Source organism: Halanaerobium hydrogeniformans (genome assembly GCF_000166415.1).
Taxonomy (GTDB): domain Bacteria; phylum Bacillota; class Halanaerobiia; order Halanaerobiales; family Halanaerobiaceae; genus Halanaerobium; species Halanaerobium hydrogeniformans.
Genome location: NC_014654.1, coordinates 2,111,254 through 2,135,037, shown reverse-complemented (window position 1 = coordinate 2,135,037; position 23,784 = coordinate 2,111,254). Strand labels below are relative to the sequence as shown.

Sequence of the window (23,784 nt, the reverse complement as noted above, 5' to 3'; positions counted from 1 at the left end):
ATTTTTTAGGGAGGAATTTACAATAATGGATAATATAAGATTGCGTTTTCCACCAAGCCCAACTGGGAAAATACATATTGGGAACATGAGAACTGCTCTATTTAATTGGTTGGTCGCAGAGCAGAAAGGTGGAGAACTAGTTTTAAGAATAGAAGATACTGACCAAGCCAGGTCTAGCAAAGAGTTTGAGGAAATAATAATCCGTGAAATGGAATGGCTGGGACTTGAAGCTGACGAAGGAGTGGGAATTGGCGGAGAATATGGCCCATATCGTCAAACTGAAAGGCTTGACATTTATCAAAAACACGGAGATGAATTGTTAGAATCTGGTCATGCCTATAAATGTTACTGTACACAAGCTGAATTAGAAGAAATGCGTAACAAAGCTGTAGAAAATGATAAAATGCCTCGTTATGATGGAAGCTGTCGTAATTTGAGCCAGGCCGAAAAAGAGGCATATGAAGCTGAAGGTAGAGATTATGTATTAAGGTTCAAAATGCCTAAAGAAGAAAGATTAATTGTTGTTGATGATATCATTCGTGGCAAAGTGGAATTTAATAGTTCTGTTTTGGATGATTTTATAATCTTTAAATCAGATGGAATGGCAACTTATAATTTTGCAGTTGTTATAGATGATGCCTTAATGAAAATTTCTCATGTAATCAGGGGAGAAGATCATTTATCAAATACTCCAAAACAAATTATGATTTATAAGGCCCTTAATTTTGAGCTACCTAAATTTGCCCATTTACCTTTAATTTTAGATGAAAATAAAGCTAAGCTAAAAAAGAGAGGCAAAGACTCCGTTTATGTAGGTGAATTTAGAGAACAGGGATATCTTCCAGAAGCATTATTTAATTTTATGGCTCTTTTAGGATGGTCCAGTGGTGATGAAGAAGAAATTTTATCTAAAGAAGAAATTATTAAACGTTTTGCTCTCGAAGATGTAAACAAGAGTGGAGCAGTTTTTGATAGAGAGAAATTAAATTGGATGAATGGTAAATATATTAGATCTGCTGAGCTAGATAGAATTCTTGATCTTTCTATACCATTTTTAATTGAAAGTGGTCTTATTGATAGTGATTATGCTAAAGAAAACCGGGATTGGTTAGCTGAAGTAATAGATGAAGCTAGAACTGGAGTTAATTACCTGGCTCAAATACCAGCTGAAGCAGAATTGTTTTTAACAGAGCTAGAATTCGAAGATCCTCAATCAGCAGCAGAAGAATTTAGTGGTGAAGATGTTAAATTGGTTTTTGCTGCCTTAAAAGAAAAATTATATGCTAAAAAAGAATTAACACCTGAGAGAGTGGCGGAGATATTTAAAGAATTAAAAGATGAATTAGATGTTGGTGCTAGGACAATCTATCATCCAACCAGATTAGCAATTACTGGTAAAGGATCTGGTCCTGAAATGACAAGTGTAATTTCAATATTTGGAGCCGATGAGGTTGCTTTGCGGCTTGATAATGCACTTGAATTGGCTGAATAAATTTAATAATTAAAGAGTCTTTTCTAAAAAATAGAGGAGGCTCTTTTTTAAAATATTTACTAAAACATTTCAGCCAGAGAGGAGTGAAAAAAATGTTGAAGGTGTATAATACATTAAATAATAAAAAAGAAAAATTTGAAACTGTAGAACCCGGTCTGGTGAGGATGTATGTTTGCGGTTTGACAGTACAGAATTACTCACATATCGGCCATATCAGAAGTGCTATAAATTATGATGTAATTCGTCGTTACTTAGAATATTCAGGTTATGAAGTAGAATATATTTCTAATTTTACAGATATTAATGAAAAAATAGTAAAAAGAGCTGAAGAAGAAGGAATGACAGCAGCAGAACTAGCTGATAAATATGCGAATGCTTTTTTAGAAGATATTAGGTCATTTAATATTAAAGCTGCCGATCAGTATTTAAGAGTTAGTGAAAACATTGATGAAATTATAGAGATGGTGTCCAAATTAATTGAAAAAGGTTATGCTTATGAAATTAATGGAGATGTATATTTTAGTGTAGATAGCTTTGAGGATTATGGTAAACTTTCTGGTCGGTCAATAGAAGATATGCAGGCAGGTGCCAGGATAGCTGTAAATGAAGATAAGAAAAACCCCTTAGATTTTGCTCTTTGGAAAAAGGTAGAAGCAGGAGAAGGATGGGATAGCCCGTGGGGTGAAGGTTGGCCAGGCTGGCATATTGAGTGTTCAGCAATGTCAATGAAAAGGTTAGGAGCGACCTTCGATATTCATGGTGGAGGAGTAGATTTAATTTTTCCTCATCATGAAAATGAAATAGCTCAATCTGAAGCTTACAGTGGACAGAAATTCGTTAAATATTGGCTACATAATGGTACTGTTAATCTTAGTGGCGAAAAAATGTCTAAATCACAGGGTAATTTCTTTACCAGTCGAGAAGTTTTAAAAGAGTTTTCAGCTCAGGTAATAAGATATTTCTTGTTGACCAGACATTATAGAAGTCCCATTGATTTTTCTTATGAAAAATTAGAAGAAGCACAAACTTCTCTGCAGAGATTGACAAATACCCGCCAGGAACTTGCAAAAGTTTTAAGTGGTGATATAGAATCATCTACTGGAGATCGACTGGACAAAGATTTTCTGAAAAAAACTAAAGAAATTAGGGCAGAATTTAAAAAAGCCCTTGATGATGATTTTAATACTGCTGAAGCAATAGGGGTTTTACATGATTTTGTGGGAGAAATAAATTCATATATAAATCGTTCTGAATTTACTTTAAATGAGAAAAACTTTTCTGTTTTAGAAGAAAGTGAAGAGTTATTTTTAGAATTAGCAGATATTTTAGGTCTGAAATTTTCAGTCGAAAAGTCTAAAACAAAAAATGATGGTTTTGTTGAACCTTTAATTGAACTATTATTAGAGTTAAGACAAAAAGCTAGAGATAAAAATGATTGGGAAGAGGCAGACTATATTCGAGATCAACTTAAAGAAATTGGAATCGAGGTTATCGATACCCAGAGAGGGACCGAATGGGAAATTGTGCAAAAAGAAGAGGAGAATTAAGATGGAAGTAAAGCCTAAGGCTAAACTTATTGATTATACTAAAAATCCAGAAAGAAATGTTGCGATTGCAGCCAGACTCTGTTATTCAAAAGATGGAGCAGAAGAGTTGCAAAAAAAAATGTCACAGGAAGAAATGAACAATCTTGTTAGAAAAGTTGTTTCACTAGGCCATCATTCTACTTTAGAACACAGTTATTTTTACTTTCATATTGTCTGCAGCAGAGTTGCCAGCCATCAACTGGTAAGGCAAAGGGTGGGCACATCTTATAGTCAGCGCTCCCAGCGTTATGTTAAAGAAGATAATTTTGATTATATTATTCCTCCTAAGATTGCCAAAAACGAAAAAGCAGCTAAAGAATATAGAGAATGGATGAAAAAAGGGGAAAATATATATAATAAAATCTTAGAAGAAGATATTCCAGCTGAAGATGCTCGTTTTGTACTACCGACAATAAAAACAAATTTAATGGTCTCTTATAATGCTCGTTCACTTTATCATTTTTTCAGTTTGCGCTGTTGTACCAGGGCCCAATGGGAAATTAGAAGTTTAGCCAATCAAATGCTAAAACAGGTTAAAGAAATATCTCCTGTGCTTTTTGAAAAGGCTGGTGCTCCCTGTATTGCAGAAGGTTATTGTCCAGAAGGGGAACTTTCTTGTGGACGTTTAGAAAGAATAAAAAAAAGGGATGATAATTAATGCCAAGAATTGAAGGAAGAAATGCTGTTTATGAAGCACTTCGTGCCGGCCGCAAAATACATCGGATTTATATAAAAGAAAACAGTTCTTCTGAAATCATAGATGATATTTTAGAAATGGCTGAAAAAGACAATATACCTATCACCAGAATTTCAAATAAAAAACTATCTGAAACTGCTCGTTCACATGCTCATCAAGGTATAATAGCAGAAGCAGACCATTTAAAAGAGTATAATATTAATGATATAATAAATATAAAGGATGAAAAACCTGGTGATTCACTGACTATAATACTCGATGAAATCAAAGACCCTCATAATTTTGGGGCCATAATTAGAACAGCTTATGCTGCTGGAGCAGATGCAGTTGTTTATCAGGATAGAAGGGCAGTTGATATAACTCCCGTTGTCTTAAAAGCTGCTGCAGGAGCGGCAGAACATATACCCCTTGTAAAGGTTTCTAATATTAATTATGCTATTAAAGCTCTTAAAGATGCCCATTTTTGGGTTGTTGGTGCAGATGCTGCAGGAGAGCAAAGTCATTTTGAAGCAGATTTTTCAGGTTCCACAGCTCTTGTAATTGGTAGTGAAGGCAGTGGTTTAAGAAGACTTGTGAGAGAAAACTGTGATTTCCTAGTGAAGATTCCAATGAAAGGGGAGCTGGGGTCTTTAAATGCTTCAGTTGCAGCTGCTGTTATAATTTATGAAATTTTTCGTCAGGAAGAAAAAGATAATTCTTGACGAAACTTTTTTAAACAAGTATAATAGGATATGTAATGGATAAGGGAGGGATTCTGCTTGAAAATGAATGCTCATGAACTTGACTTTGATGATATTAGTTTTGAAGAGTATAAACAGATGAGCGATGATGAGCTTGTTGAACTGGTTCACCAGGGAGATATGGAAGCTCAAGAAACCCTAATCAGAAGATATAAAAATTTTGTCTTAGCTAAATCAAGATCATACTTTTTAGTTGGGGCAGATAGGGAAGATATTGTTCAGGAAGGTATGATTGGTCTTTACAAAGCTGTTCGAGATTATAAAATTGAAAGGCTTGCTTCCTTTAGAGCTTTTGCTGAACTATGTATTACCAGGCAGATTATCACTGCTATTAAGGCTGCAACTCGTCAGAAACATCAGCCACTTAATACCTATATATCTTTAAATAAACCTATTTATGACGAAGAATCGGATAGGACCCTTCTTGATGTGCTTAAAGGGGGAAAACTTTCAAACCCTGAATCTTTATTTATCAGCAATGAAACATATGATTTAATAGAATCAGAAATATCATCTATGTTAAGTGATTTAGAGTTTGATGTTTTACAGGAATATCTTGATGGTAAATCATATCAAAAAATTGCGGATACCCTTGATAAACATGTTAAATCTGTTGATAATGCTTTACAGAGAGTAAAAAGAAAATTAGAGGTTTTTCTAGAAAAAAATGATATCTAGAACTTGCTTCTGATTTTTAAAAAATATAAACTGTTATTTTTTAAAATGACAGTAAACGGCCTGCAGCCGACAGGCCTTTTTTATGGATTTTTTATTCGGAAAGTAAAATAAAGGAAAAGTTAAATTTTTAAGGGGGAAGAAAAACGATGGCAAAAGAAAAATTTGAAAGAACCAAACCACATGTTAACATAGGAACAATAGGCCATGTTGACCATGGAAAGACAACACTGACAGCGGCAATCACAACAGTGCTTGCAAACTACGGTGGAGCAGAAGTAAGGGCATTTGATACAATTGATAATGCACCAGAAGAAAAAGAAAGAGGAATCACAATAGCAACAGCTCACGTAGAGTATCAGACAGAAAACAGACACTATGCTCACGTAGATTGTCCAGGACATGCTGATTATGTAAAGAACATGATAACAGGAGCAGCTCAGATGGATGGAGCGATTCTTGTAGTAAGTGCAGCAGATGGACCAATGCCTCAGACAAGAGAACATATTTTGCTAGCAAGACAGGTAGGAGTACCAAGCATAGTAGTATTCCTAAACAAAGCAGATATGGTAGATGATGAGGAATTAATAGAGTTAGTAGAAATGGAAGTAAGAGAATTATTAGATGAGTATGACTTTCCAGGAGACGACATTCCAGTAATAGTAGGATCAGCGCTAAAAGCACTGGAAAATGGAGATCCAGAAGGAGAATGGGGAAGCAAGATAATAGAACTGATGGAAGCAGTGGACAGTTATATACCAGAGCCACAAAGAGAGACAGACAAGCCATTCTTAATGCCGGTAGAAGATGTATTTTCAATAACAGGTCGTGGAACAGTAGCGACAGGCCGTGTAGAAAGAGGAACCTTACACCCACAGGATGAGGTAGAAATAGTGGGAATCAAAGATACAACAACTACAGTAGTAACAGGAGTAGAGATGTTCCGTAAGTTACTGGATGAAGCAGTAGCAGGAGATAATATCGGAGCATTATTAAGAGGAGTAAAGAGGGAAGATATAGAAAGAGGTCAGGTATTAGCAGAGCCAGGAAGTATAACACCTCATACAAAGTTTCATGCAGAAGTTTATGTATTAAGCAAAGATGAGGGAGGAAGACATACTCCATTTTTTGATGGATACAGACCACAGTTTTATTTCCGGACAACAGATGTAACAGGAGATATTCATTTACCAGAAGGAGTAGACATGGTAATGCCTGGAGATAACATTGAAATGACAGGAGAACTAATTACTCCAATAGCAATGGAAGAAGGACTGCGTTTTGCAATTCGTGAAGGTGGTCATACAGTTGGAGCCGGAGTTGTTACTGAAATTATTGAGTAACTTAAAACTGCAGAGTTATTCGTGATTTATTTACATTCAGTATAAAAACTTAAATTTAATTCAATAGACATGTGCAGGCCTTCTGCACATGTTTTTTTTCTAAATAATATTGACAATTGCTTTAAGATATGTTAAATTTATTAAGGCTATGAATAATTAAAATAATTGAAAAAGAAAAAACTTTTTTGTTTAATATAACTTTATATTATATAGATTTAAAGAGGATTTGTTTGATTGAGGAGGTGGATTTACGGTGAGAGAAATTATAACACTGGAATGTAATGAATGTAAAAATCGCAATTATTCTACCAAAAAAAATAAGAAAAACACAAAGGATAGACTGGAACTGAAAAAATATTGTAAGTTTTGCAAGGAGCACACCCTCCATCGTGAAACAAAGTAAATATACTTAATATTTTAAGTTGAGGAAGTGATTTAAAATGGCAAAAGAACTAGGGTTTTTTGGCAAAATAACTAAGTTTATTAAGCAGGTTAGAGGCGAACTGAAAAAAGTTAATTGGCCAAACAAAAAAGAGCTTACTTCAAATACTCTAGTAGTTATTTTAACGATAATTGCTTTAATAATTTTTATTGGTATTCTTGATTTAACACTGGCTAATATAATAACTCCATTAATTACTTGATTGAGGAGGTGAGGATTCTTAGCCGAATCCTTAAATATGAGTGAAGAAAGCAAATGGTATGTTGTCCACACTTATTCTGGGCATGAAAAAAAAGTTAAGGCAAATCTTGAAAAAAGAATAGCCAGTACAGGTATGGAAGATAATATTTTTCGTATTTTAGTTCCCACAGAAGAAAAAATCGAAAAGAAAAAAGGAAAAGATGAAGTTGTTAAAAAACGGATCTTTCCGGGATATATTCTTTTACAAATGGATTTAAATGATAAATCATGGTATGTTGTTAAAAACACACCAGGGGTTATTGGCTTTGTAAGTGGTGGTAATAAACCATTACCTGTTGAAAAAGATGAAATAGATAATATATTACGCAGCATGGGAGAAAAAGCCAAAAAAGTTTCGGTTGAATTTGAAGTTGGAGATCAAATTGTTGTAACAAGTGGACCATTTGAAGATTTTGAAGGTATAGTTAAAGAAATTCATCCTGAACAGGGTAAAGTAAAGGTTCTAGTTTCAATGTTTGGACGTGAAACACCTGTTGAGCTTGAATTTTCTCAAATTAAAACTACTTAGATAGATTAATAAATTTAGAGTATTATTATGTATGAAAGGGGTGTTTTTAAGATGGCTAAGAGTGTTATGACTGTAATTAAATTGCAAATACCTGGCGGACAGGCTAATCCTGCTCCACCGGTTGGACCTGCTTTAGGACAGCACGGAGTAAATATTATGGAGTTCTGTAAAGCTTTTAATGCTAAAACACAGGAAAATCAGGGCACATTGATTCCAGTAGAAATTACTGTTTATCAAGATCGCAGCTTTGATTTTATAACCAAAACTCCACCAGCTGCAGTATTATTAAAACAGGCAGCAGGTATTGATACTGCTTCTGGAGAACCCAATGTAAACAAGGTTGCTACAGTTAGTAAAGATGCAGTTCAAAAAATTGCTGAAACAAAAATGCAGGATTTAAATGCAGGAAGTTTGGAAGCAGCAATGAGTATGATCGAAGGTACAGCAAGAAGTATGGGAATTTTAGTTGAGTAAATTTTATGAATTATAGATTGAAATCGTTTAAAATATGTGGGAGGTTAGTTTTAACCGATAATACCACAAAGGAGGAAGTATAATGGCAAAAAGCAGACGTTATAAAGAAACAGCAAAAAAAGTTGATAAAGAAAAACTTTATGAACCAGAAACAGCATTTAAACTTGTAAAGGATCTAGCAACTGCTAATTTTGATGAGACAATAGAGCTTTCTGCAAAACTTGGAGTTAATCCAAAACATGCCGATCAGAATATTAGGGGAACCGTAGTTTTACCTGAAGGTACTGGTCAGGAAGTAACTTTAGTTGTTTTTGCTAAAGGTGAAAAAGCTAAAGAAGCTGAAGATGCTGGAGCAGATTTTGTGGGTGGAGAAGAATTAGCAGAAAAAATTGAAGGTGGATGGTTAGATTTTGATTTAGCTGTTGCCACACCTGATATGATGAGTGTTGTTGGACGTTTAGGAAGGATCTTAGGTCCAAAAGGTTTAATGCCTAATCCAAAAGCTGGTACAGTAACTTTTGAATTAGAAAAAGCTGTAGAAGAATTTAAAGCTGGTAAGATTGAATATAGGGTAGATAAAACTGGTATTGTTCATATCCCGATTGGGAAAGCTTCTTTTAGTGAAGAACAATTATTAAATAACTATCATAAAATAATGGATACTCTTGCTAAAGAGCGTCCAGCAGCTGCAAAGGGTAAATTCTTTAGAACCATTGCTGTTTCACCAACAATGGGACCTGGAGTAAAAGTTGACCCAGTTGCTACGATGGCATTTATAGGTCGTTAAATTAATTTGACCTAAATGTATTTTTGTGTTATAGTTACTTAGAAAAGAAAATAACTTATCCGAAGACAGCAGGGGCATAATGCTTAAATTTCCTGCCGAGGTGAAGACTTCTGCAAATTATTTTTGCACTTATACCTCCTGCCTGTCGACAGGAGGTTTTTTATTTGCCAGACATTTTACTATAAATATTTAAAATATCGAAAATGTCTTGTTTTTTGGAATACTGTTTTGATTTTGAGGGGGGTGAAAATGTGGCAAGACCAGAAAAAGAAGCCGTTGTTAAAGAATTAACAGATAAATTTAGTAGTGCTAAATCTATTGTAATAACTGATTATCTTGGTTTGAATGTTGCTGAAATGACAGAATTAAGAAGGCAGCTAAGAGAAGCAGGAGTAGAATTTAAAGTTGTAAAAAACACTTTGGCTACCATTGCTGCTAATCAAATTGAGATGGAAGCTATGACAGAATTTTTCTCAGGCCCAACTGCAATAGCTTTTGGGGAAGAAGATCCAGTGTCACCAGCTAAAATCTTAGTTGACTTTGCTAAAGACCATGATGTTATTGAAATTAAAGCTGGTCTTTTAAATGGAGAAATAATAACTAAAGAAAAAGTACAATCCCTGGCTAAAATACCTTCCAGAGAAGTATTACTTGCACAAGCTTTTGCAAATATGAAAGCACCCCTTACTGGATTGGTTAATGTATTACAGGGTAATATTCGTGGATTAGTTCAAGTATTAGGACAAATTAAAGATCAAAAAGCTTAAAAAACATAAGGAGGATTTATTATAATGAGTAAAGAAGATATTATTAAAGCAATTGAAGAGATGAGTGTTTTAGAACTTTCAGAACTGGTAGAAGAATTAGAAGAAAAATTTGGTGTTAGTGCTGCTGCTCCTGTTGCAGTTGCTGGTGGAGCAGCTGGTGGAGACGCTGCTGCTGAAGAGCAAACTGAATTTGATGTTTTCCTTGCTGATATTGGAAGCAAGAAAATTAAAGTAATTAAAGCAGTGCGTGAATTAACAGGACTTGGACTTAAAGAAGCTAAAGGTGTTGTTGATGATGCACCTGGAAATATTAAAGAAGGACTAAGCAAAGAAGATGCTGAAGAAATGAAAGAAAAACTCGAAGAAGCTGGTGCAACTGTAGAACTTAAATAAAAAATATAAATAATAATTTTAAAATAGTCCTGCTGTATGTATACAGTAGGGCTATTTTTCATCATATATAATAAAAATTATTCGATTAAAAGTTCTTGACAACTCATTACAGCTGTGCTATCATTATTAGATGTCTATAGGGTTAATGATTTGATAATAAAATGGGATAGTTTCGGCTAATTAATAAGTATTTCCTGGGGGTGCAATGATGTCAACGGTAAGGGAAAGACGTAGTTTTAGTAAGATTGAAGACGCGATGGATTTGCCAGACCTAATTTATACACAGTTAAACTCTTACCAGTGGTTTCTGGAAGAAGGGTTAAAAGAAGTTTTTGCAGAAATTTCTCCAATAGAGGATTTTTCTGAGAATCTGGTATTAGAATTTGTTGATTATTATTTAGAGGATCCCGAGTACACGGTGCAAGAATGTCGGGATAGAGATGATACTTACTCTGCTTCTTTACAGGTTAAAGTTAGATTAATAAATAAAGAAACTGGAGAAGTAAAAGAACAAGAAGTTTTTATGGGAGATTTCCCTTTAATGACTGACAAAGCAACATTTATCATAAATGGAGCTGAAAGAGTTGTAGTAAATCAGTTAGTTAGATCATCTGGTGTTTATTTTAGTGATGAGAGAACTAAAGATGGACGTCGATTAATAACAGGTAGTATTATACCTAATCGAGGTGCCTGGATAGAGTTTGAATATGATAAAAAAAGAATTATATCTGTACGGGTTGATAGAACAAGAAAACTTCCTTCAACAGTATTATTGAGAGCACTTGGTTATGGAACTGATTCAGAAATCATTGATGAATTTGGTGATTCTGAAGTAATTCATGATACTTTAGAGAGAGATAGTACAGAGTCTAAGGAAGAAGCTTTAATAGAATTATATAAACGACTTCGTCCTGGAGAACCGCCAACAGTTGAAAGTGCTACCAATCTTTTGGATTCATTATTTTTTGATCACAAAAGATATGATATGGCTGCTGTAGGTCGTTATAAATTAAACAAAAAATTAGATTTAGAAGTTGATAAAGATAGAAAATATTTGCATATAGATGATATTGTAGAAACTGTTAGATATATGGTCAATTTAATTTATCATAATGATGATGCTTATATAGATGATATTGATCATTTAGGTAATAGACGGTTAAAAACAGTAGGAGAGCTACTGCAAAATCAGTTTAGAATTGGACTTTCCAGGATGGAAAGAGTAGTAAGGGAAAGAATGACTATTCAGGATGTGGATGTAGTAACACCACAGGCATTGATTAATACTCGTCCTGTTGTAGCTTCTATCCAGGAATTTTTTGGAAGCAGTCAGCTTTCACAATTTATGGATCAGACCAATCCGATGTCTGAATTAACTCATAAAAGAAGATTAAGTGCTTTAGGACCTGGTGGTTTAAGTAGAGAACGTGCTGGTTTTGATGTACGTGATGTTCACCATTCTCATTATGGAAGGATTTGTCCGATTGAAACACCTGAGGGTCCAAACATTGGCCTTATTGGTACAATGGGAACTTATGCTAAAACAAATGAGTTTGGTTTTTTAATGACTCCATATCGGAGAGTTGTGGATAATCAGGTTACAGAAAATATTGATTATTTAACTGCTGATGAAGAAGATAAGTACATTATAGCTCAGGCAAATTCTGAACTTGATGAAGAAAATAAATTTGTTAGTGAGTTTGTTGTTGCTCGTAAAAGAGGAGATATTTTAGAAGTTCATCCTGATGATATTGATTATATGGATGTTTCTACCAAACAGTTGGTAGGAGTTTCTGCTGCTATGATTCCTTTTTTAGAGAATGATGATGCAAACAGAGCTCTCATGGGAGCTAATATGCAGCGTCAGGCAGTACCACTTATGATTACAGATGCCCCAATTGTTGCTACTGGTATGGAATATAAAGCAGCAAAGGATTCAGGAGCAGTAGTAATTGCTGAAAAAGGTGGAGAAGTTGTTAATGTAACGTCTAATAAAATTATGATTAAAAATGATGAAGGTTTAATAGATAGTTATAAATTAATGAAATATAAGCGTTCTAATCAGGGAAGTTGTATGAACCAGAAGCCTATAGTTGAAAAAGGTGATATTGTTGATAAAAATGATATTATTGCTGATGGTCCTTCAACTGAAAAAGGCGAGATGGCTCTTGGCAGAAATACTTTAATCGCTTTTATGCCCTGGGAAGGCTATAATTATGAGGATGCTATTTTAATAAGTGAAAACCTAGTAAAAGAGGATTCATTTACAACTATTCATATTGAAGAACATGAAGCTGAAGCCAGAGACACAAAACTTGGACCGGAAGAAATTACTCGTGATATTCCCAATGTCGGTGAAAATGCTTTAAAAAATCTTGACGATAGAGGAATAATTAGAGTTGGAGCCGAGGTTGAAGAAGGTGATATTTTAGTTGGTAAAGTAACTCCAAAGGGAGAAACTGAATTATCAGCTGAAGAAAGACTTCTAAGAGCAATTTTTGGCGAAAAAGCCAGAGAAGTAAGAGATACTTCTCTTAAAGTTCCTCATGGAGAAGAGGGTAAAGTTGTAGATGTCAAAGTCTTTTCTCGTGAACAGGGTGATGATTTAAAACCTGGTGTAAATAGATTAGTAAGGGTTTATGTTGCTACCAAACGTAAAATATCTGTTGGTGACAAACTTGCTGGCCGGCATGGAAACAAGGGTGTTATTTCTCGAATATTACCTGAAGAAGATATGCCGTTTTTACCAAATGGTGAGCCTGTAGAAATAGTATTAAATCCATTAGGAGTACCTTCACGGATGAATATTGGCCAGGTACTTGAAACTCATCTTGGTATGGCAGCCAAAGAACTTGGAATTTATACTGAGACACCTGTATTTAATGGTGCTACTGAGATAGAGGTTGAAGATGTTTTAGAAGAGGCTGGTTTAGCTAGAGATGGTAAAACAGTACTTTATGATGGTAGAACTGGAGAAAGATTTGAAGGCAGAGTAACAGTTGGGCTTATGTATATACTTAAATTACATCACCTGGTGGACGACAAGCTTCATGCGCGTTCGACCGGACCTTATTCCCTTGTTACACAGCAGCCACTAGGAGGTAAAGCTCAATTTGGTGGTCAGCGCTTTGGTGAGATGGAAGTTTGGGCACTTGAAGCTTATGGTGCTGCTTACACCCTCCAGGAAATGTTGACTGTTAAATCAGATGATGTTGTGGGAAGGGTAAAAGCCTATGAAGCAATAGTTAAAGGAGAAAATGTACCTGAACCAGGCATTCCAGAATCATTTAAGGTTCTGATTAAAGAGATGCAGAGTTTAGGCTTAGATGCCAGAATCTTTACTTCTGATGAAGAAGAACTTCAGGTTGCAGAAAATGAAGATGAAATGATGGAGACTGCACAAAAACTTGGTCTTGATACTGATTTAAAACTTAGTCGTGATAATGATGATAATGACGAATAATTACACTATAGAAAGGGGAGAGACCCTTGTTAAATGTGAATAATTTCGATTCAATGAGGATCGGAGTTGCTTCTGCAGAACAGATACGTGACTGGTCCCGAGGCGAGGTCAAAAAACCGGAAACTATTAATTATAGAACATTAAAGCCGGAAAAAGATGGGCTTTTCTGTGAGAAAATTTTTGGTCCCACCAAGGATTACGAATGTCACTGTGGTAAATACAAGCGGGTTCGCTATAAAGGTGTTGTGTGTGACCGCTGTGGAGTAGAAGTAACTAGATCTAAAGTGAGAAGAGAAAGAATGGGGCATATTGAATTAGCTGCACCATGCACACACATTTGGTATTTCAAAGGTATCCCCAGTCGTCTGGGTTTAATTATGGATATGTCACCACGAGCATTAGAAAAAGTTATTTATTTTGTTCACTATATCGTAACAGATCCTGGTGATACTCCATTAAGCGAAAAACAGCTGCTGCCTGAAAGTGAATATCGAGAAGCGAAGATGAAATACGGTAATAGTTTTAAAGCTGAGATGGGAGCCGAAGCTGTTAAAGAACTGCTGGGTAGAATAGATGTAGAAGAAGAAGTGAAAGAATTAAAAAAAGAAGTAAAAGAAGCAACTGGACAGCGCCGCAAAAGAGCAGTTCGCAGGCTTGAAGTGATGGATGGACTTTTAGAATCTAGACTTAATCCTGCAAATTTAGTTCTTGATGCGATTCCTGTAATTCCACCTGATTTAAGGCCTATGGTCCAGCTTGATGGTGGTCGCTTCGCTACTTCTGATTTAAATGATTTATACAGAAGAGTAATAAATCGTAATAATAGATTAAAAAGACTCTTGGATCTTGGAGCTCCTGAGATAATTATTCGCAATGAAAAAAGGATGCTTCAGGAATCAGTTGATGCTTTAATTGACAATGGTAGAAGAGGAAGACCTGTAACCGGAGCCGGAAATAGACCTCTTAAATCTTTGAGTGATATGCTTAAAGGTAAACAGGGCCGTTTTCGTCAGAATCTTCTCGGTAAACGGGTAGATTACTCAGGTCGTTCTGTAATAGTTGTTGGTCCTGATCTTAAGATGCATCAGTGTGGCCTGCCAAAAAAAATGGCACTGGAGTTATTTAAGCCTTTTGTAATGAAAGGATTAGTTGAAGAAGGTCATGCTCATAACATTAAAAATGCTAAACGAATGGTTGAAGATGTAGATGAAGCAGTTTGGGGTATTTTAGAAGAATGTATTAAAGATCATCCTGTTCTATTAAACAGGGCACCAACACTGCATAGGTTAGGTATTCAGTCTTTTGAGCCTGTTTTGGTTGAAGGAAAGGCTATCAAATTACATCCGCTGGTCTGTCCAGCTTATAATGCGGACTTTGATGGTGACCAGATGGCTGTTCATTTGCCTTTATCAGCTGAAGCTCAAACAGAATCACGTCTTTTAATGTTATCAACAACTAACTTGCTAAACCCTTCAGATGGTAGTCCAATTACCATTCCAACTCAGGATATGGTTTTAGGAATATTCTACTTAACTACTTTAAAAGAAGGAAAAGCTGGTGAAGGAAAAATATTTGCGAATAGTGATGAAGCTGTCAGAGCTTTTGAAACAAACAAAGTTCACCTGCAATCACCAGTTAAAGTAAGACTTAATGGCGAGATAATTGAAACAACAATTGGAAGGGTTATTTTTAATGAAGCATTACCTGCCAATATGTCTTTCCAAAATAAAAGAATCGCCAAAAGTGATCTTGGTGATTTAATTACCGATCTCTATGATGAAGTTGGCAATGATATAACAGCTGAAACATTAGATAAGATCAAAGAAATGGGATATGATTATGCAACAAGATCTGGTATTTCTATAGCGGTTAGTGATGCAGAAATTCCACCTGCAAAAAAAGAGATTGTAACAAATGCCGAGGATAAAGTACATCCAATTGAAAATCATTACCGCAGAGGTGCGATTACAGAAAATGAGCGTTATCAAAAAGTTGTAGATATCTGGAATAAAGCCAAAGATGATGTGACAGATGAACTGCTTGATAACTTAGATGAAAGTAATAACATTTATATAATGGCTATTTCAGGTGCTCGTGGTAATACCTCTCAAATCTCTCAGTTAGCAGGAATGCGTGGTCTAATGGCTGATTCCTCAGGACGAATCATTGATGTTCCAATTCGTTCTAGTTTCCGTGAAGGTCTAGATGTTTTAGAATATTTCTTATCAACTCACGGGGCGCGTAAAGGGCTTGCAGATACTGCTTTGAGAACTGCTGACTCAGGTTATTTAACCAGAAGACTTGTGGATGTTTCTCAGGATGTTATTGTTCGAGAAGATGATTGTGGAACAGAGCAGGGTATTTCCGTTGAAGCTATCGGTGCAAAAGGTAAAACAGCTGTTGAGCCTTTATCAGAAAGATGTGTTGGTCGTTTTACTGCTGAAGATATTAATTCTCCTGAAAGTGGAGAAGTTATTATAGAAGCTAATTCAATGATTAATAAAAAAATTATGAATAAAATAGAAGAAGCAGGTATAGAAGAAGTTAAAATTAGATCAGTTCTTACATGTGAAGCACAACATGGTGTCTGCCGTAAATGTTATGGTAAAAATCTTGCTACAGGAAAACTGGTAGATATTGGAGAGTCAATAGGTATTGTTGCAGCACAATCAATTGGTGAGCCTGGAACTCAGCTGACAATGCGTACCTTCCATACAGGTGGTGTTGCTGGTGATGATATTACTCAGGGTTTACCCAGAGTAGAAGAGCTTTTTGAAGGTAGAACTCCAAAAGGTCAGGCTATAATGACTGAAAGAGAAGGTTATGTAACGGTAATAGAAAAGAAAAACTCTAAAAGAGTTGTTATAGAAAATGATGAAGGCAAAAAGAAAACCTACAAAATACCTTATGGCTCAAAAATGATCGTAAAAGATGGTGACCATGTAACCGAGGGAGATAAATTAACTGAAGGACCATTAGATCCCAATGTTCTGCTTAAAGTAAAAGGTGAAAAAGCAGTACAAAATTACCTCTTAGAAGAGGTTCAGAATGTTTATCGTTCTCAAGGTGTAGAAATTAATGATAAACATATTGAGGTTATTATCCGTCAGATGATGAAAAAATTAAAAATTGTCAAACCTGGTGATACTGAATTGCTACCTGGTGGGCTTGTAAATCGTTATGATTACCGTAAGTCAAATAAAGAAGCAGCTGCCAAAAACAAGGCGACAGCAGTTGCAAAACCAGAACTGCTTGGAATTACCAAAGCCTCACTAGCTACTGATTCATTCCTATCAGCGGCTTCATTCCAGGAAACAACCAGAGTTCTGACTGAAGCTTCCTTAGAAGGCAAGGTTGATCCACTGCTAGGACTTAAAGAAAATGTAATTATTGGTCAGTTAATTCCTGCAGGTACCGGAATGAGTTATTATAGAGATATTGATGTAGTAAAAGAAGATGGTACACTTTTTGAAGATTTAAAAGAAACTTTAACAGATGTAGATTAATAATTTAAGAGCAATTCTCCCATTATTAAATTAAGATACCTTAGCTAATAATTAGCTAATAATTTCTTATAATTTAGATGGGAGAATCTCTTAGATTTTATGCTTGACAAGGAGCTGCAAAGCTGTTAAACTATTTAAGTGTGCTCAAGGAAAGAACGATTTTGGAGGTTAGCTAGATTGATAAATGATAATAACAACAATAAGATGCTTGTTGGGAGCAAACAAACCTTAAAAGCTATTAAAAATAATGAAGTCAAAAAAATTTTTTTAGCTGAAGATATTGATCAGCCTCTTAAATTTAAAATTTTACAGGCTGTTAAAAATAATAATATTCCTATCGAAATATTTGCAAGTAAAAATGAACTGGGCAGAGTATGTGGAATCGATGTTTCTGCAGCTACTGCAGCTTTATTGAAATAACTGGAAGGAGGTGGGATTGCATGCCGACAATTAGTCAGTTGATCCGCAAAGGTCGTGAAAAGACTAAAAAGAAGACTTCCGCTCCTGCTTTGGAGGGTTCTCCACAGAAAAGGGGTGTCTGTACAAGAGTATATACCGCTACTCCTAAAAAGCCTAACTCTGCTTTAAGAAAAGTAGCTCGTGTACGTTTAACTAATGGAAAAGAGGTTACAGCCTATATTCCTGGTATTGGACATAATCTACAGGAACACTCTGTTGTTTTGGTTAGAGGTGGAAGAGTTAAAGATTTACCAGGTGTTAGATATCATATTGTTAGAGGAGCACTTGATACAGCTGGAGTTGAAGACAGAAAACAAGGACGCTCCAAGTATGGTGTTAAAAAACCGAAATAAAAAGGGGGGATTTTAGTGCGCAAAAATAGAGCTGAAAAAAGAGATGTTACGCCAGATCCGGTATATGATGATGTAATTGTAAGTAGAATTATTAATAAATTAATGTTAGATGGCAAAAAAGGACTGGCAGAAAAAGCATTCTACAGTGCCCTTGATATAATTTCTGAACAAACTGGTGAAGATGCATTAACAGTAGTTAATGAAGCACTGGAAAATATAAAGCCTGCACTTGAAGTTAAATCAAGACGTGTTGGTGGTTCAAATTATCAGGTACCTGTAGAAGTTGATGAAAATCGCAAAATTACTTTAAGTTTACGCTGGTTGGTTACTTCTGCCAGATCACGCAACGAGAGAACAATGAGGGAAAGAATTGCTGGAGAATTAATGGATGCATATAACAATACAGGTGGCGCAGTTAGAAAGAAAGAGGAAGTCCATCGTATGGCTGAAGCTAATAGAGCTTTTGCTCATTATAGATGGTAATTTAGTTGCGTGATGGATGTATAATATATATAAGGGGGGAGAATAGTGGCCCGACAATTTCCACTAGAAAAAACACGTAACATTGGAATAATGGCACATATTGATGCTGGAAAAACGACTACAACTGAAAGAATTCTTTATTATACAGGTAGAGTTCATAAAATGGGCGAAACACATGATGGTGCATCTGTAATGGACTGGATGGAACAGGAGCAGGAAAGAGGTATTACAATTACTTCTGCTGCAACTACCTGTCAATGGGATAACAATCGAATTAACATTATAGATACGCCCGGACACGTGGACTTCACTGTAGAGGTTGAAAGATCACTTAGAGTTCTGGATGGAGCGATTGCACTTTTCTGTTCAGTGGGTGGTGTAGAACCTCAATCTGAAACTGTCTGGAGACAGGCTGATAAATATAAAGTTCCTAGAATAGCCTTTGTAAATAAAATGGATAGAATGGGAGCAGATTTTTTCAGAGCTGTTAATATGATGAGAGAGCGACTTGGTGCTAATGCAGTACCGATTCAACTTCCAATAGGAAGTGAGGACAGTTTTGATGGTGTAGTAGACTTAGTAGAAATGGATGCTATTGTTTATGAAGATGAACTTGGTGTTGATTTTGATAGAGTTGAAATACCTGAAGCTATGAAAGAAAAAGCTGAGGAGTACCGTGAGATATTGATGGAAGTCCTTGCTGAAGAAGATGACGAATTTATGATGAAATATTTAGAGGGTGAAGTTACTACTGATGAAATTAAAGACTTGCTTCGTCAGGCAGTATTAAATGTAAATGTTGTTCCAGTTCTTTGTGGGTCAGCATTTAAAAACAAAGGTGTACAGATGCTGTTAGATGCAGTTATTGATTATATGCCTTCACCTGTTGATGTGCCTGCAATTGAAGGGGTTAACCCTGACACTGAAGAAACTGAATCTAGAGCAGCAGATGATGATGCTCCATTTTCTGCTTTGGCTTTTAAAATTATGGCAGACCCATATGTGGGTAAACTTGCTTTCTTTAGATCTTATTCCGGAACATTAGAAGCAGGATCTTATGTATATAATTCAAGTACTGACAAAAGAGAAAGGGTTGGACGTATACTTCAGATGCATGCTAATCGCCGGGAAGAAAGAGATGAAATATATGCAGGAGATCTTGGAGCTGCAGTAGGTTTGAAAAATACAAGTACTGGAGATACACTTTGTGATAAAGATCATCCAATTGTACTGGAATCAATGGAGTTTCCTGAACCTGTAATTGATGTTGCGATAGAACCAAAAAGTAAAGCAGATCAGGACAAATTAGGTGAAGCTTTACAGCGTCTTGCAGAAGAAGATCCAACTTTTAGAGTTCGTAGTGATGAAGAAACAGGTCAAACTATAATTCAGGGTATGGGTGAATTACATCTTGAAGTAATAGTTGATCGTTTATTAAGAGAATTTAAAGTTGATGCAAATATTGGTAAACCTAAAGTTGCTTATCGTGAAACTGTAACTAAAAAAGTTACAGGTATTGAAGGTAAATTCATCCGTCAATCTGGTGGACGTGGACAATATGGTCATGTTGTAATGGACATTGAACCACAAAAACAGGGTGAAGGATTTGAATTTGAAGACAATATTACCGGTGGATCAATACCTAAAGAATATATTCCTTCTGTAGAAGATGGGGTTAGAGAAGCTATGGAAAATGGAATAATGGCTGGATATCCGGTTGTTGATGTTAAAATATCTTTAAATGATGGTAGCTACCATGAAGTAGACTCTTCTGAAATGGCTTTTAAAATTGCCGGTTCAATGGGTTTCAGAGAGGGCGCTAAAAGAGCAAATCCTGCTATTTTAGAACCTGTAATGAGTGTTGAAGTTGTAGTACCAGAGGAATATATGGGTGATGTTATTGGTGACTTAAACGGACGTCGGGGAAGAGTAGAAGGAATGGATTCCAGGGCTAATGCTCAGGTTATAAATGCTTATGTACCTCTTTCTGAGATGTTTGGTTATGCAACTGATTTAAGATCTAAAACTCAAGGTAGAGCGACATATACAATGCAGTTTTCTCATTATGAAAAAGCACCTAAAAATATTGCAAAAGAAATTATTGGAGAATAATCAAAAAGGAAAAGTTAAATTTTTAAGGGGGAAGAAAAACGATGGCAAAAGAAAAATTTGAAAGAACCAAACCACATGTTAACATAGGAACAATAGGCCATGTTGACCATGGAAAGACAACACTGACAGCGGCAATCACAACAGTGCTTGCAAACTACGGTGGAGCAGAAGTAAGGGCATTTGATACAATTGATAATGCACCAGAAGAAAAAGAAAGAGGAATCACAATAGCAACAGCTCACGTAGAGTATCAGACAGAAAACAGACACTATGCTCACGTAGATTGTCCAGGACATGCTGATTATGTAAAGAACATGATAACAGGAGCAGCTCAGATGGATGGAGCGATTCTTGTAGTAAGTGCAGCAGATGGACCAATGCCTCAGACAAGAGAACATATTTTGCTAGCAAGACAGGTAGGAGTACCAAGCATAGTAGTATTCCTAAACAAAGCAGATATGGTAGATGATGAGGAATTAATAGAGTTAGTAGAAATGGAAGTAAGAGAATTATTAGATGAGTATGACTTCCCAGGAGACGACATTCCAGTAATAGTAGGATCAGCGCTAAAAGCACTGGAAAATGGAGATCCAGAAGGAGAATGGGGAAGCAAGATAATAGAACTGATGGAAGCAGTGGACAGTTATATACCAGAGCCACAAAGAGAGACAGACAAGCCATTCTTAATGCCGGTAGAAGATGTATTTTCAATAACAGGTCGTGGAACAGTAGCGACAGGCCGTGTAGAGAGAGGAACCTTACACCCACAGGATGAGGTAGAAATAGTGGGAATCAAAGATACAACAACTACAGTAGTAACAGGAGTAGAGATGTTCCGTAAGTTACTGGATGAAGCAGTAGCGGGAGATAATATCGGAGCATTATTAAGAGGAGTAAAGAGGGAAGATATAGAAAGAGGTCAGGTATTAGCAGAGCCAGGAAGTATAACACCTCATACAAAGTTTCATGCAGAAGTTTATGTATTAAGCAAAGATGAGGGAGGAAGACATACTCCATTTTTTGATGGATACAGACCACAGTTTTATTTCCGGACAACAGATGTAACAGGAGATATTCATTTACCAGAAGGAGTAGACATGGTAATGCCTGGAGATAACATTGAAATGACAGGAGAACTAATTACTCCAATAGCAATGGAAGAAGGACTACGTTTTGCAATTCGTGAAGGTGGTCATACAGTTGGAGCCGGAGTTGTTACTGAAATTATTGAGTAGGCATTAAAAAAAGCAGAGGAGAAAGCCTCCTCGCTTTTTCTATGCCTCCAACTGAGCTTAAATCGTAAAGATTAAGGAGGTAAGCAAATGGCAAAACATGAAAAAATAAGGATTCGCCTTAAAGCTTATGAACATGAGCTCCTCGATCAGTCAGCAGAGAAAATTGTAGAAACTGCTGAAAGAACAGGTGCAGATGTATCTGGTCCGGTACCTCTTCCAACTGAGAAAGAGGTATTCACAGTACTTCGCTCACCTCATGTTCATAAAGATGCAAGAGAACAATTTGAAATGAGAACACACAAACGTTTGATCGATATACTCGATCCTACATCTAAAACTGTAGACTCTCTGATGAGGCTTGATTTGCCCGCAGGAGTAAATATAGAAATTAAACTTTAATGTCAGGAGGTGTATTAGGCCATGGCGAAAGCTATTTTAGGAAAAAAACTGGGGATGACTCAGTATTTTAAAGATAATGGAGATGTTGTGCCTGTAACTGTAGTTGAGGCCGGCCCCTGTGTTGTTACACAGATTAAAACTACAGAAAAAGATGGTTATGATGCGGTACAATTAGGTTTTGGAGAAGTAAAAAAACACAGATTAAACAAACCAAAACTTGGCCAGTTTGAAAGCCGTAACCTTGAACCTAAAAAATACTTAAGAGAATTTAAAGGTTTAGACCTTGATTTAAGTGAAGGTAGTGAGGTTGCAGCAGATATATTTGAAGTTGGTGATATCGTTAATGTAAGTGGTGTTTCAAAAGGTAAAGGATTCCAGGGTAATATTAAAAGATGGAATCACCATTCAGGGCCGATGTCTCACGGATCACACTTTCACCGTGCACCAGGTTCAATTGGATCTGTAGATGCAAGAAGAGTATTTAAAGGTAAAAAAATGCCCGGTAGAATGGGTCATAATAGAGTTACAGAGGAAAACTTAGAAATAGTAAAAGTTGATTTAGAACGTAATGTTTTATTGATTGCTGGTTCTGTGCCAGGAAGCAAAAAAACAATACTTGAAATTAAATCAGCTAAAAATTAAATAAGTTAAAGAAAGGAGGATTTTAGATGCCGCAGGTTACAAAATTTGATCAGAGTGGTAATGAGTTAGATATGGTTGATTTAAATGACTCTGTTTTTAATAATAAAATTAATGAACATGTTGTACACCAGGTAGTAAATGCTCAGCTAGCTGCCCGTAGAAGTGGAACTGCTTCTACAAAAAATAGAGCCAATGTTCGTGGTGGTGGTAGGAAACCCTGGCGCCAAAAAGGAACCGGGCGTGCTCGTCATGGTAGTATCCGTTCTCCACTTTGGGTCGGAGGAGGAGTTACTTTTGGACCATCTCCCCGTAGCTATGATAAAAAGCTAACCAAGAAAATGAAAAGATTAGCTTTAAAATCTGTTTTAACTGATAAAGTAAACAGAGATGAGGTAGTTCTGGTTGATAAAATAGCACTATCTGAACCAAAAACTAAAGCAGTAATAAAAATACTGGCCGATTTAAATTTAGAAGACAAAAAGGTTTTAATTGTAATGCCTGAAAAGGATGATAATCTTTATTTATCAGCTAGGAATATACCCAATGTAAAAACACTGCTGGCCGGTTCAATTAATGCTTATGATCTTTTAGATAATGAAATGATTATTTTTATAGAAGAAGCGGTCAAGATGATTGAGGAGGTGCTGGGAGAATGAAAGATGCAAGAGATATTATAATAGCACCTATAATTTCGGAAAATAGTATGGAACAGATGGAAGAAAATAATACCTATACTTTTAAAGTAGCTAAAAATGCTAATAAAGTAGAAATTAGAAATGCAGTTGAAGAGATATTTAAAGTTAAAGTTATCAATGTTAATACAATGAATGTTAGAGGTAAGAAAAGAAGACTCGGCTTCCATGAAGGGAAAAAGCCTGACTGGAAAAAAGCTTTAGTAACATTGACCGAGGATGATGAAATAGAAATTTATGAAGGCCTCTAAAAATTAATTAATAAAGGAGGGAAT

At 35.8% G+C, this 23,784-nt stretch carries 24 protein-coding genes and 1 other annotated feature; all 24 genes read left to right on the top strand.

What is annotated here, in order from left to right; all coding sequences use genetic code 11:
• Positions 1-25 precede the first annotated feature (25 nt).
• Complete coding sequence (gltX, locus tag HALSA_RS09875; protein ID WP_013406429.1) at positions 26-1,492, top strand: glutamate--tRNA ligase; 1,467 nt, start codon at positions 26-28, stop codon at positions 1,490-1,492.
• Between the two features lie 92 nt (positions 1,493-1,584).
• On the top strand, positions 1,585-3,039 hold the full coding sequence (gene cysS, locus HALSA_RS09870; protein WP_013406428.1) for a cysteine--tRNA ligase: 1,455 nt from the start codon (positions 1,585-1,587) through the stop codon (positions 3,037-3,039).
• Position 3,040: 1 nt separating this feature from the next.
• Positions 3,041-3,736 carry an FAD-dependent thymidylate synthase gene (gene thyX, locus HALSA_RS09865; protein WP_013406427.1) on the top strand — a complete coding sequence of 232 codons (696 nt, stop codon included), beginning with the start codon at positions 3,041-3,043 and terminating at the stop codon, positions 3,734-3,736.
• Positions 3,736-4,476, top strand: a complete 741-nt coding sequence (rlmB, locus tag HALSA_RS09860; RefSeq protein ID WP_013406426.1) for a 23S rRNA (guanosine(2251)-2'-O)-methyltransferase RlmB — start codon at positions 3,736-3,738, stop codon at positions 4,474-4,476. Before thyX ends, rlmB begins: the two co-directional genes overlap by 1 nt.
• Before the next feature lie 63 nt (positions 4,477-4,539).
• Complete coding sequence (gene sigH, locus HALSA_RS09855) at positions 4,540-5,193, top strand: RNA polymerase sporulation sigma factor SigH (protein WP_049773933.1); 654 nt, start codon at positions 4,540-4,542, stop codon at positions 5,191-5,193.
• Between the two features lie 146 nt (positions 5,194-5,339).
• On the top strand, positions 5,340-6,533 hold the full coding sequence (tuf, locus tag HALSA_RS09850; protein ID WP_013406412.1) for an elongation factor Tu: 1,194 nt from the start codon (positions 5,340-5,342) through the stop codon (positions 6,531-6,533).
• Between the two features lie 253 nt (positions 6,534-6,786).
• The gene (rpmG, locus tag HALSA_RS09845) at positions 6,787-6,936 is read left to right on the top strand and encodes a 50S ribosomal protein L33 (protein WP_013406424.1); all 150 of its coding nucleotides are present in this window, start codon (positions 6,787-6,789) and stop codon (positions 6,934-6,936) included.
• 37 nt (positions 6,937-6,973) lie between these two features.
• Positions 6,974-7,177 (top strand): preprotein translocase subunit SecE, encoded by a 204-nt coding sequence (gene secE, locus HALSA_RS09840; RefSeq protein ID WP_013406423.1) that lies wholly within the window; start codon positions 6,974-6,976, stop codon positions 7,175-7,177.
• Positions 7,178-7,213: 36 nt separating this feature from the next.
• Positions 7,214-7,744: a transcription termination/antitermination protein NusG gene (gene nusG, locus HALSA_RS09835; protein ID WP_013406422.1), complete on the top strand. Its 531-nt coding sequence runs from the start codon at positions 7,214-7,216 to the stop codon at positions 7,742-7,744.
• A gap of 51 nt (positions 7,745-7,795) precedes the next feature.
• The gene (rplK, locus tag HALSA_RS09830; RefSeq protein WP_041595823.1) at positions 7,796-8,218 is read left to right on the top strand and encodes a 50S ribosomal protein L11; all 423 of its coding nucleotides are present in this window, start codon (positions 7,796-7,798) and stop codon (positions 8,216-8,218) included.
• An 82-nt stretch (positions 8,219-8,300) separates the two neighbouring features.
• Positions 8,301-9,005 carry a 50S ribosomal protein L1 gene (rplA, locus tag HALSA_RS09825; protein WP_013406420.1) on the top strand — a complete coding sequence of 235 codons (705 nt, stop codon included), beginning with the start codon at positions 8,301-8,303 and terminating at the stop codon, positions 9,003-9,005.
• Between the two features lie 41 nt (positions 9,006-9,046).
• Positions 9,047-9,177: a sequence feature (ribosomal protein L10 leader region), on the top strand.
• Positions 9,178-9,256: 79 nt separating this feature from the next.
• Positions 9,257-9,772 (top strand): 50S ribosomal protein L10, encoded by a 516-nt coding sequence (gene rplJ, locus HALSA_RS09820; protein WP_013406419.1) that lies wholly within the window; start codon positions 9,257-9,259, stop codon positions 9,770-9,772.
• Positions 9,773-9,796: 24 nt separating this feature from the next.
• Positions 9,797-10,165 (top strand): 50S ribosomal protein L7/L12, encoded by a 369-nt coding sequence (gene rplL, locus HALSA_RS09815; RefSeq protein WP_013406418.1) that lies wholly within the window; start codon positions 9,797-9,799, stop codon positions 10,163-10,165.
• Positions 10,166-10,373: 208 nt separating this feature from the next.
• A complete protein-coding gene (gene rpoB, locus HALSA_RS09810; RefSeq protein ID WP_013406417.1) occupies positions 10,374-13,628 on the top strand; it encodes a DNA-directed RNA polymerase subunit beta in 3,255 nt (1,084 codons plus the stop codon).
• Positions 13,629-13,654: 26 nt separating this feature from the next.
• On the top strand, positions 13,655-17,134 hold the full coding sequence (rpoC, locus tag HALSA_RS09805) for a DNA-directed RNA polymerase subunit beta' (RefSeq protein ID WP_013406416.1): 3,480 nt from the start codon (positions 13,655-13,657) through the stop codon (positions 17,132-17,134).
• Between the two features lie 177 nt (positions 17,135-17,311).
• Positions 17,312-17,554 carry a ribosomal L7Ae/L30e/S12e/Gadd45 family protein gene (locus HALSA_RS09800; RefSeq protein ID WP_013406415.1) on the top strand — a complete coding sequence of 81 codons (243 nt, stop codon included), beginning with the start codon at positions 17,312-17,314 and terminating at the stop codon, positions 17,552-17,554.
• 20 nt (positions 17,555-17,574) lie between these two features.
• Positions 17,575-17,946, top strand: coding sequence for a 30S ribosomal protein S12 (rpsL, locus tag HALSA_RS09795; protein WP_005488205.1), 372 nt, complete (start codon positions 17,575-17,577; stop codon positions 17,944-17,946).
• A gap of 15 nt (positions 17,947-17,961) precedes the next feature.
• The gene (gene rpsG, locus HALSA_RS09790; protein ID WP_013406414.1) at positions 17,962-18,429 is read left to right on the top strand and encodes a 30S ribosomal protein S7; all 468 of its coding nucleotides are present in this window, start codon (positions 17,962-17,964) and stop codon (positions 18,427-18,429) included.
• 45 nt (positions 18,430-18,474) lie between these two features.
• The gene (fusA, locus tag HALSA_RS09785; RefSeq protein ID WP_013406413.1) at positions 18,475-20,541 is read left to right on the top strand and encodes an elongation factor G; all 2,067 of its coding nucleotides are present in this window, start codon (positions 18,475-18,477) and stop codon (positions 20,539-20,541) included.
• Between the two features lie 41 nt (positions 20,542-20,582).
• Positions 20,583-21,776: an elongation factor Tu gene (tuf, locus tag HALSA_RS09780; protein WP_013406412.1), complete on the top strand. Its 1,194-nt coding sequence runs from the start codon at positions 20,583-20,585 to the stop codon at positions 21,774-21,776.
• A gap of 87 nt (positions 21,777-21,863) precedes the next feature.
• Positions 21,864-22,175 carry a 30S ribosomal protein S10 gene (gene rpsJ / locus HALSA_RS09775; protein WP_013406411.1) on the top strand — a complete coding sequence of 104 codons (312 nt, stop codon included), beginning with the start codon at positions 21,864-21,866 and terminating at the stop codon, positions 22,173-22,175.
• 21 nt (positions 22,176-22,196) lie between these two features.
• A complete protein-coding gene (rplC, locus tag HALSA_RS09770; protein WP_013406410.1) occupies positions 22,197-22,817 on the top strand; it encodes a 50S ribosomal protein L3 in 621 nt (206 codons plus the stop codon).
• 26 nt (positions 22,818-22,843) lie between these two features.
• On the top strand, positions 22,844-23,473 hold the full coding sequence (gene rplD, locus HALSA_RS09765; RefSeq protein WP_013406409.1) for a 50S ribosomal protein L4: 630 nt from the start codon (positions 22,844-22,846) through the stop codon (positions 23,471-23,473).
• Entirely contained in the window at positions 23,470-23,760 is a 291-nt protein-coding gene (gene rplW / locus HALSA_RS09760) for a 50S ribosomal protein L23 (protein ID WP_013406408.1), read from the top strand. The genes rplD and rplW overlap by 4 nt, the downstream gene beginning before the upstream one ends.
• Positions 23,761-23,784: the final 24 nt, after the last annotated feature.

Coding starts and splice junctions, on each gene's coding strand:
- gltX (WP_013406429.1), top strand. CDS start 26: ATGGATAATATAAGATTGCGTTTTCCACCAAGCCCAACTGGGAAAATA.
- cysS (WP_013406428.1), top strand. CDS start 1,585: ATGTTGAAGGTGTATAATACATTAAATAATAAAAAAGAAAAATTTGAA.
- thyX (WP_013406427.1), top strand. CDS start 3,041: ATGGAAGTAAAGCCTAAGGCTAAACTTATTGATTATACTAAAAATCCA.
- rlmB (WP_013406426.1), top strand. CDS start 3,736: ATGCCAAGAATTGAAGGAAGAAATGCTGTTTATGAAGCACTTCGTGCC.
- sigH (WP_049773933.1), top strand. CDS start 4,540: ATGAATGCTCATGAACTTGACTTTGATGATATTAGTTTTGAAGAGTAT.
- tuf (WP_013406412.1), top strand. CDS start 5,340: ATGGCAAAAGAAAAATTTGAAAGAACCAAACCACATGTTAACATAGGA.
- secE (WP_013406423.1), top strand. CDS start 6,974: ATGGCAAAAGAACTAGGGTTTTTTGGCAAAATAACTAAGTTTATTAAG.
- nusG (WP_013406422.1), top strand. CDS start 7,214: ATGAGTGAAGAAAGCAAATGGTATGTTGTCCACACTTATTCTGGGCAT.
- rplK (WP_041595823.1), top strand. CDS start 7,796: ATGGCTAAGAGTGTTATGACTGTAATTAAATTGCAAATACCTGGCGGA.
- rplA (WP_013406420.1), top strand. CDS start 8,301: ATGGCAAAAAGCAGACGTTATAAAGAAACAGCAAAAAAAGTTGATAAA.
- rplL (WP_013406418.1), top strand. CDS start 9,797: ATGAGTAAAGAAGATATTATTAAAGCAATTGAAGAGATGAGTGTTTTA.
- rpoB (WP_013406417.1), top strand. CDS start 10,374: ATGTCAACGGTAAGGGAAAGACGTAGTTTTAGTAAGATTGAAGACGCG.
- rpsL (WP_005488205.1), top strand. CDS start 17,575: ATGCCGACAATTAGTCAGTTGATCCGCAAAGGTCGTGAAAAGACTAAA.
- tuf (WP_013406412.1), top strand. CDS start 20,583: ATGGCAAAAGAAAAATTTGAAAGAACCAAACCACATGTTAACATAGGA.
- rpsJ (WP_013406411.1), top strand. CDS start 21,864: ATGGCAAAACATGAAAAAATAAGGATTCGCCTTAAAGCTTATGAACAT.
- rplC (WP_013406410.1), top strand. CDS start 22,197: ATGGCGAAAGCTATTTTAGGAAAAAAACTGGGGATGACTCAGTATTTT.
- rplD (WP_013406409.1), top strand. CDS start 22,844: ATGCCGCAGGTTACAAAATTTGATCAGAGTGGTAATGAGTTAGATATG.
- rplW (WP_013406408.1), top strand. CDS start 23,470: ATGAAAGATGCAAGAGATATTATAATAGCACCTATAATTTCGGAAAAT.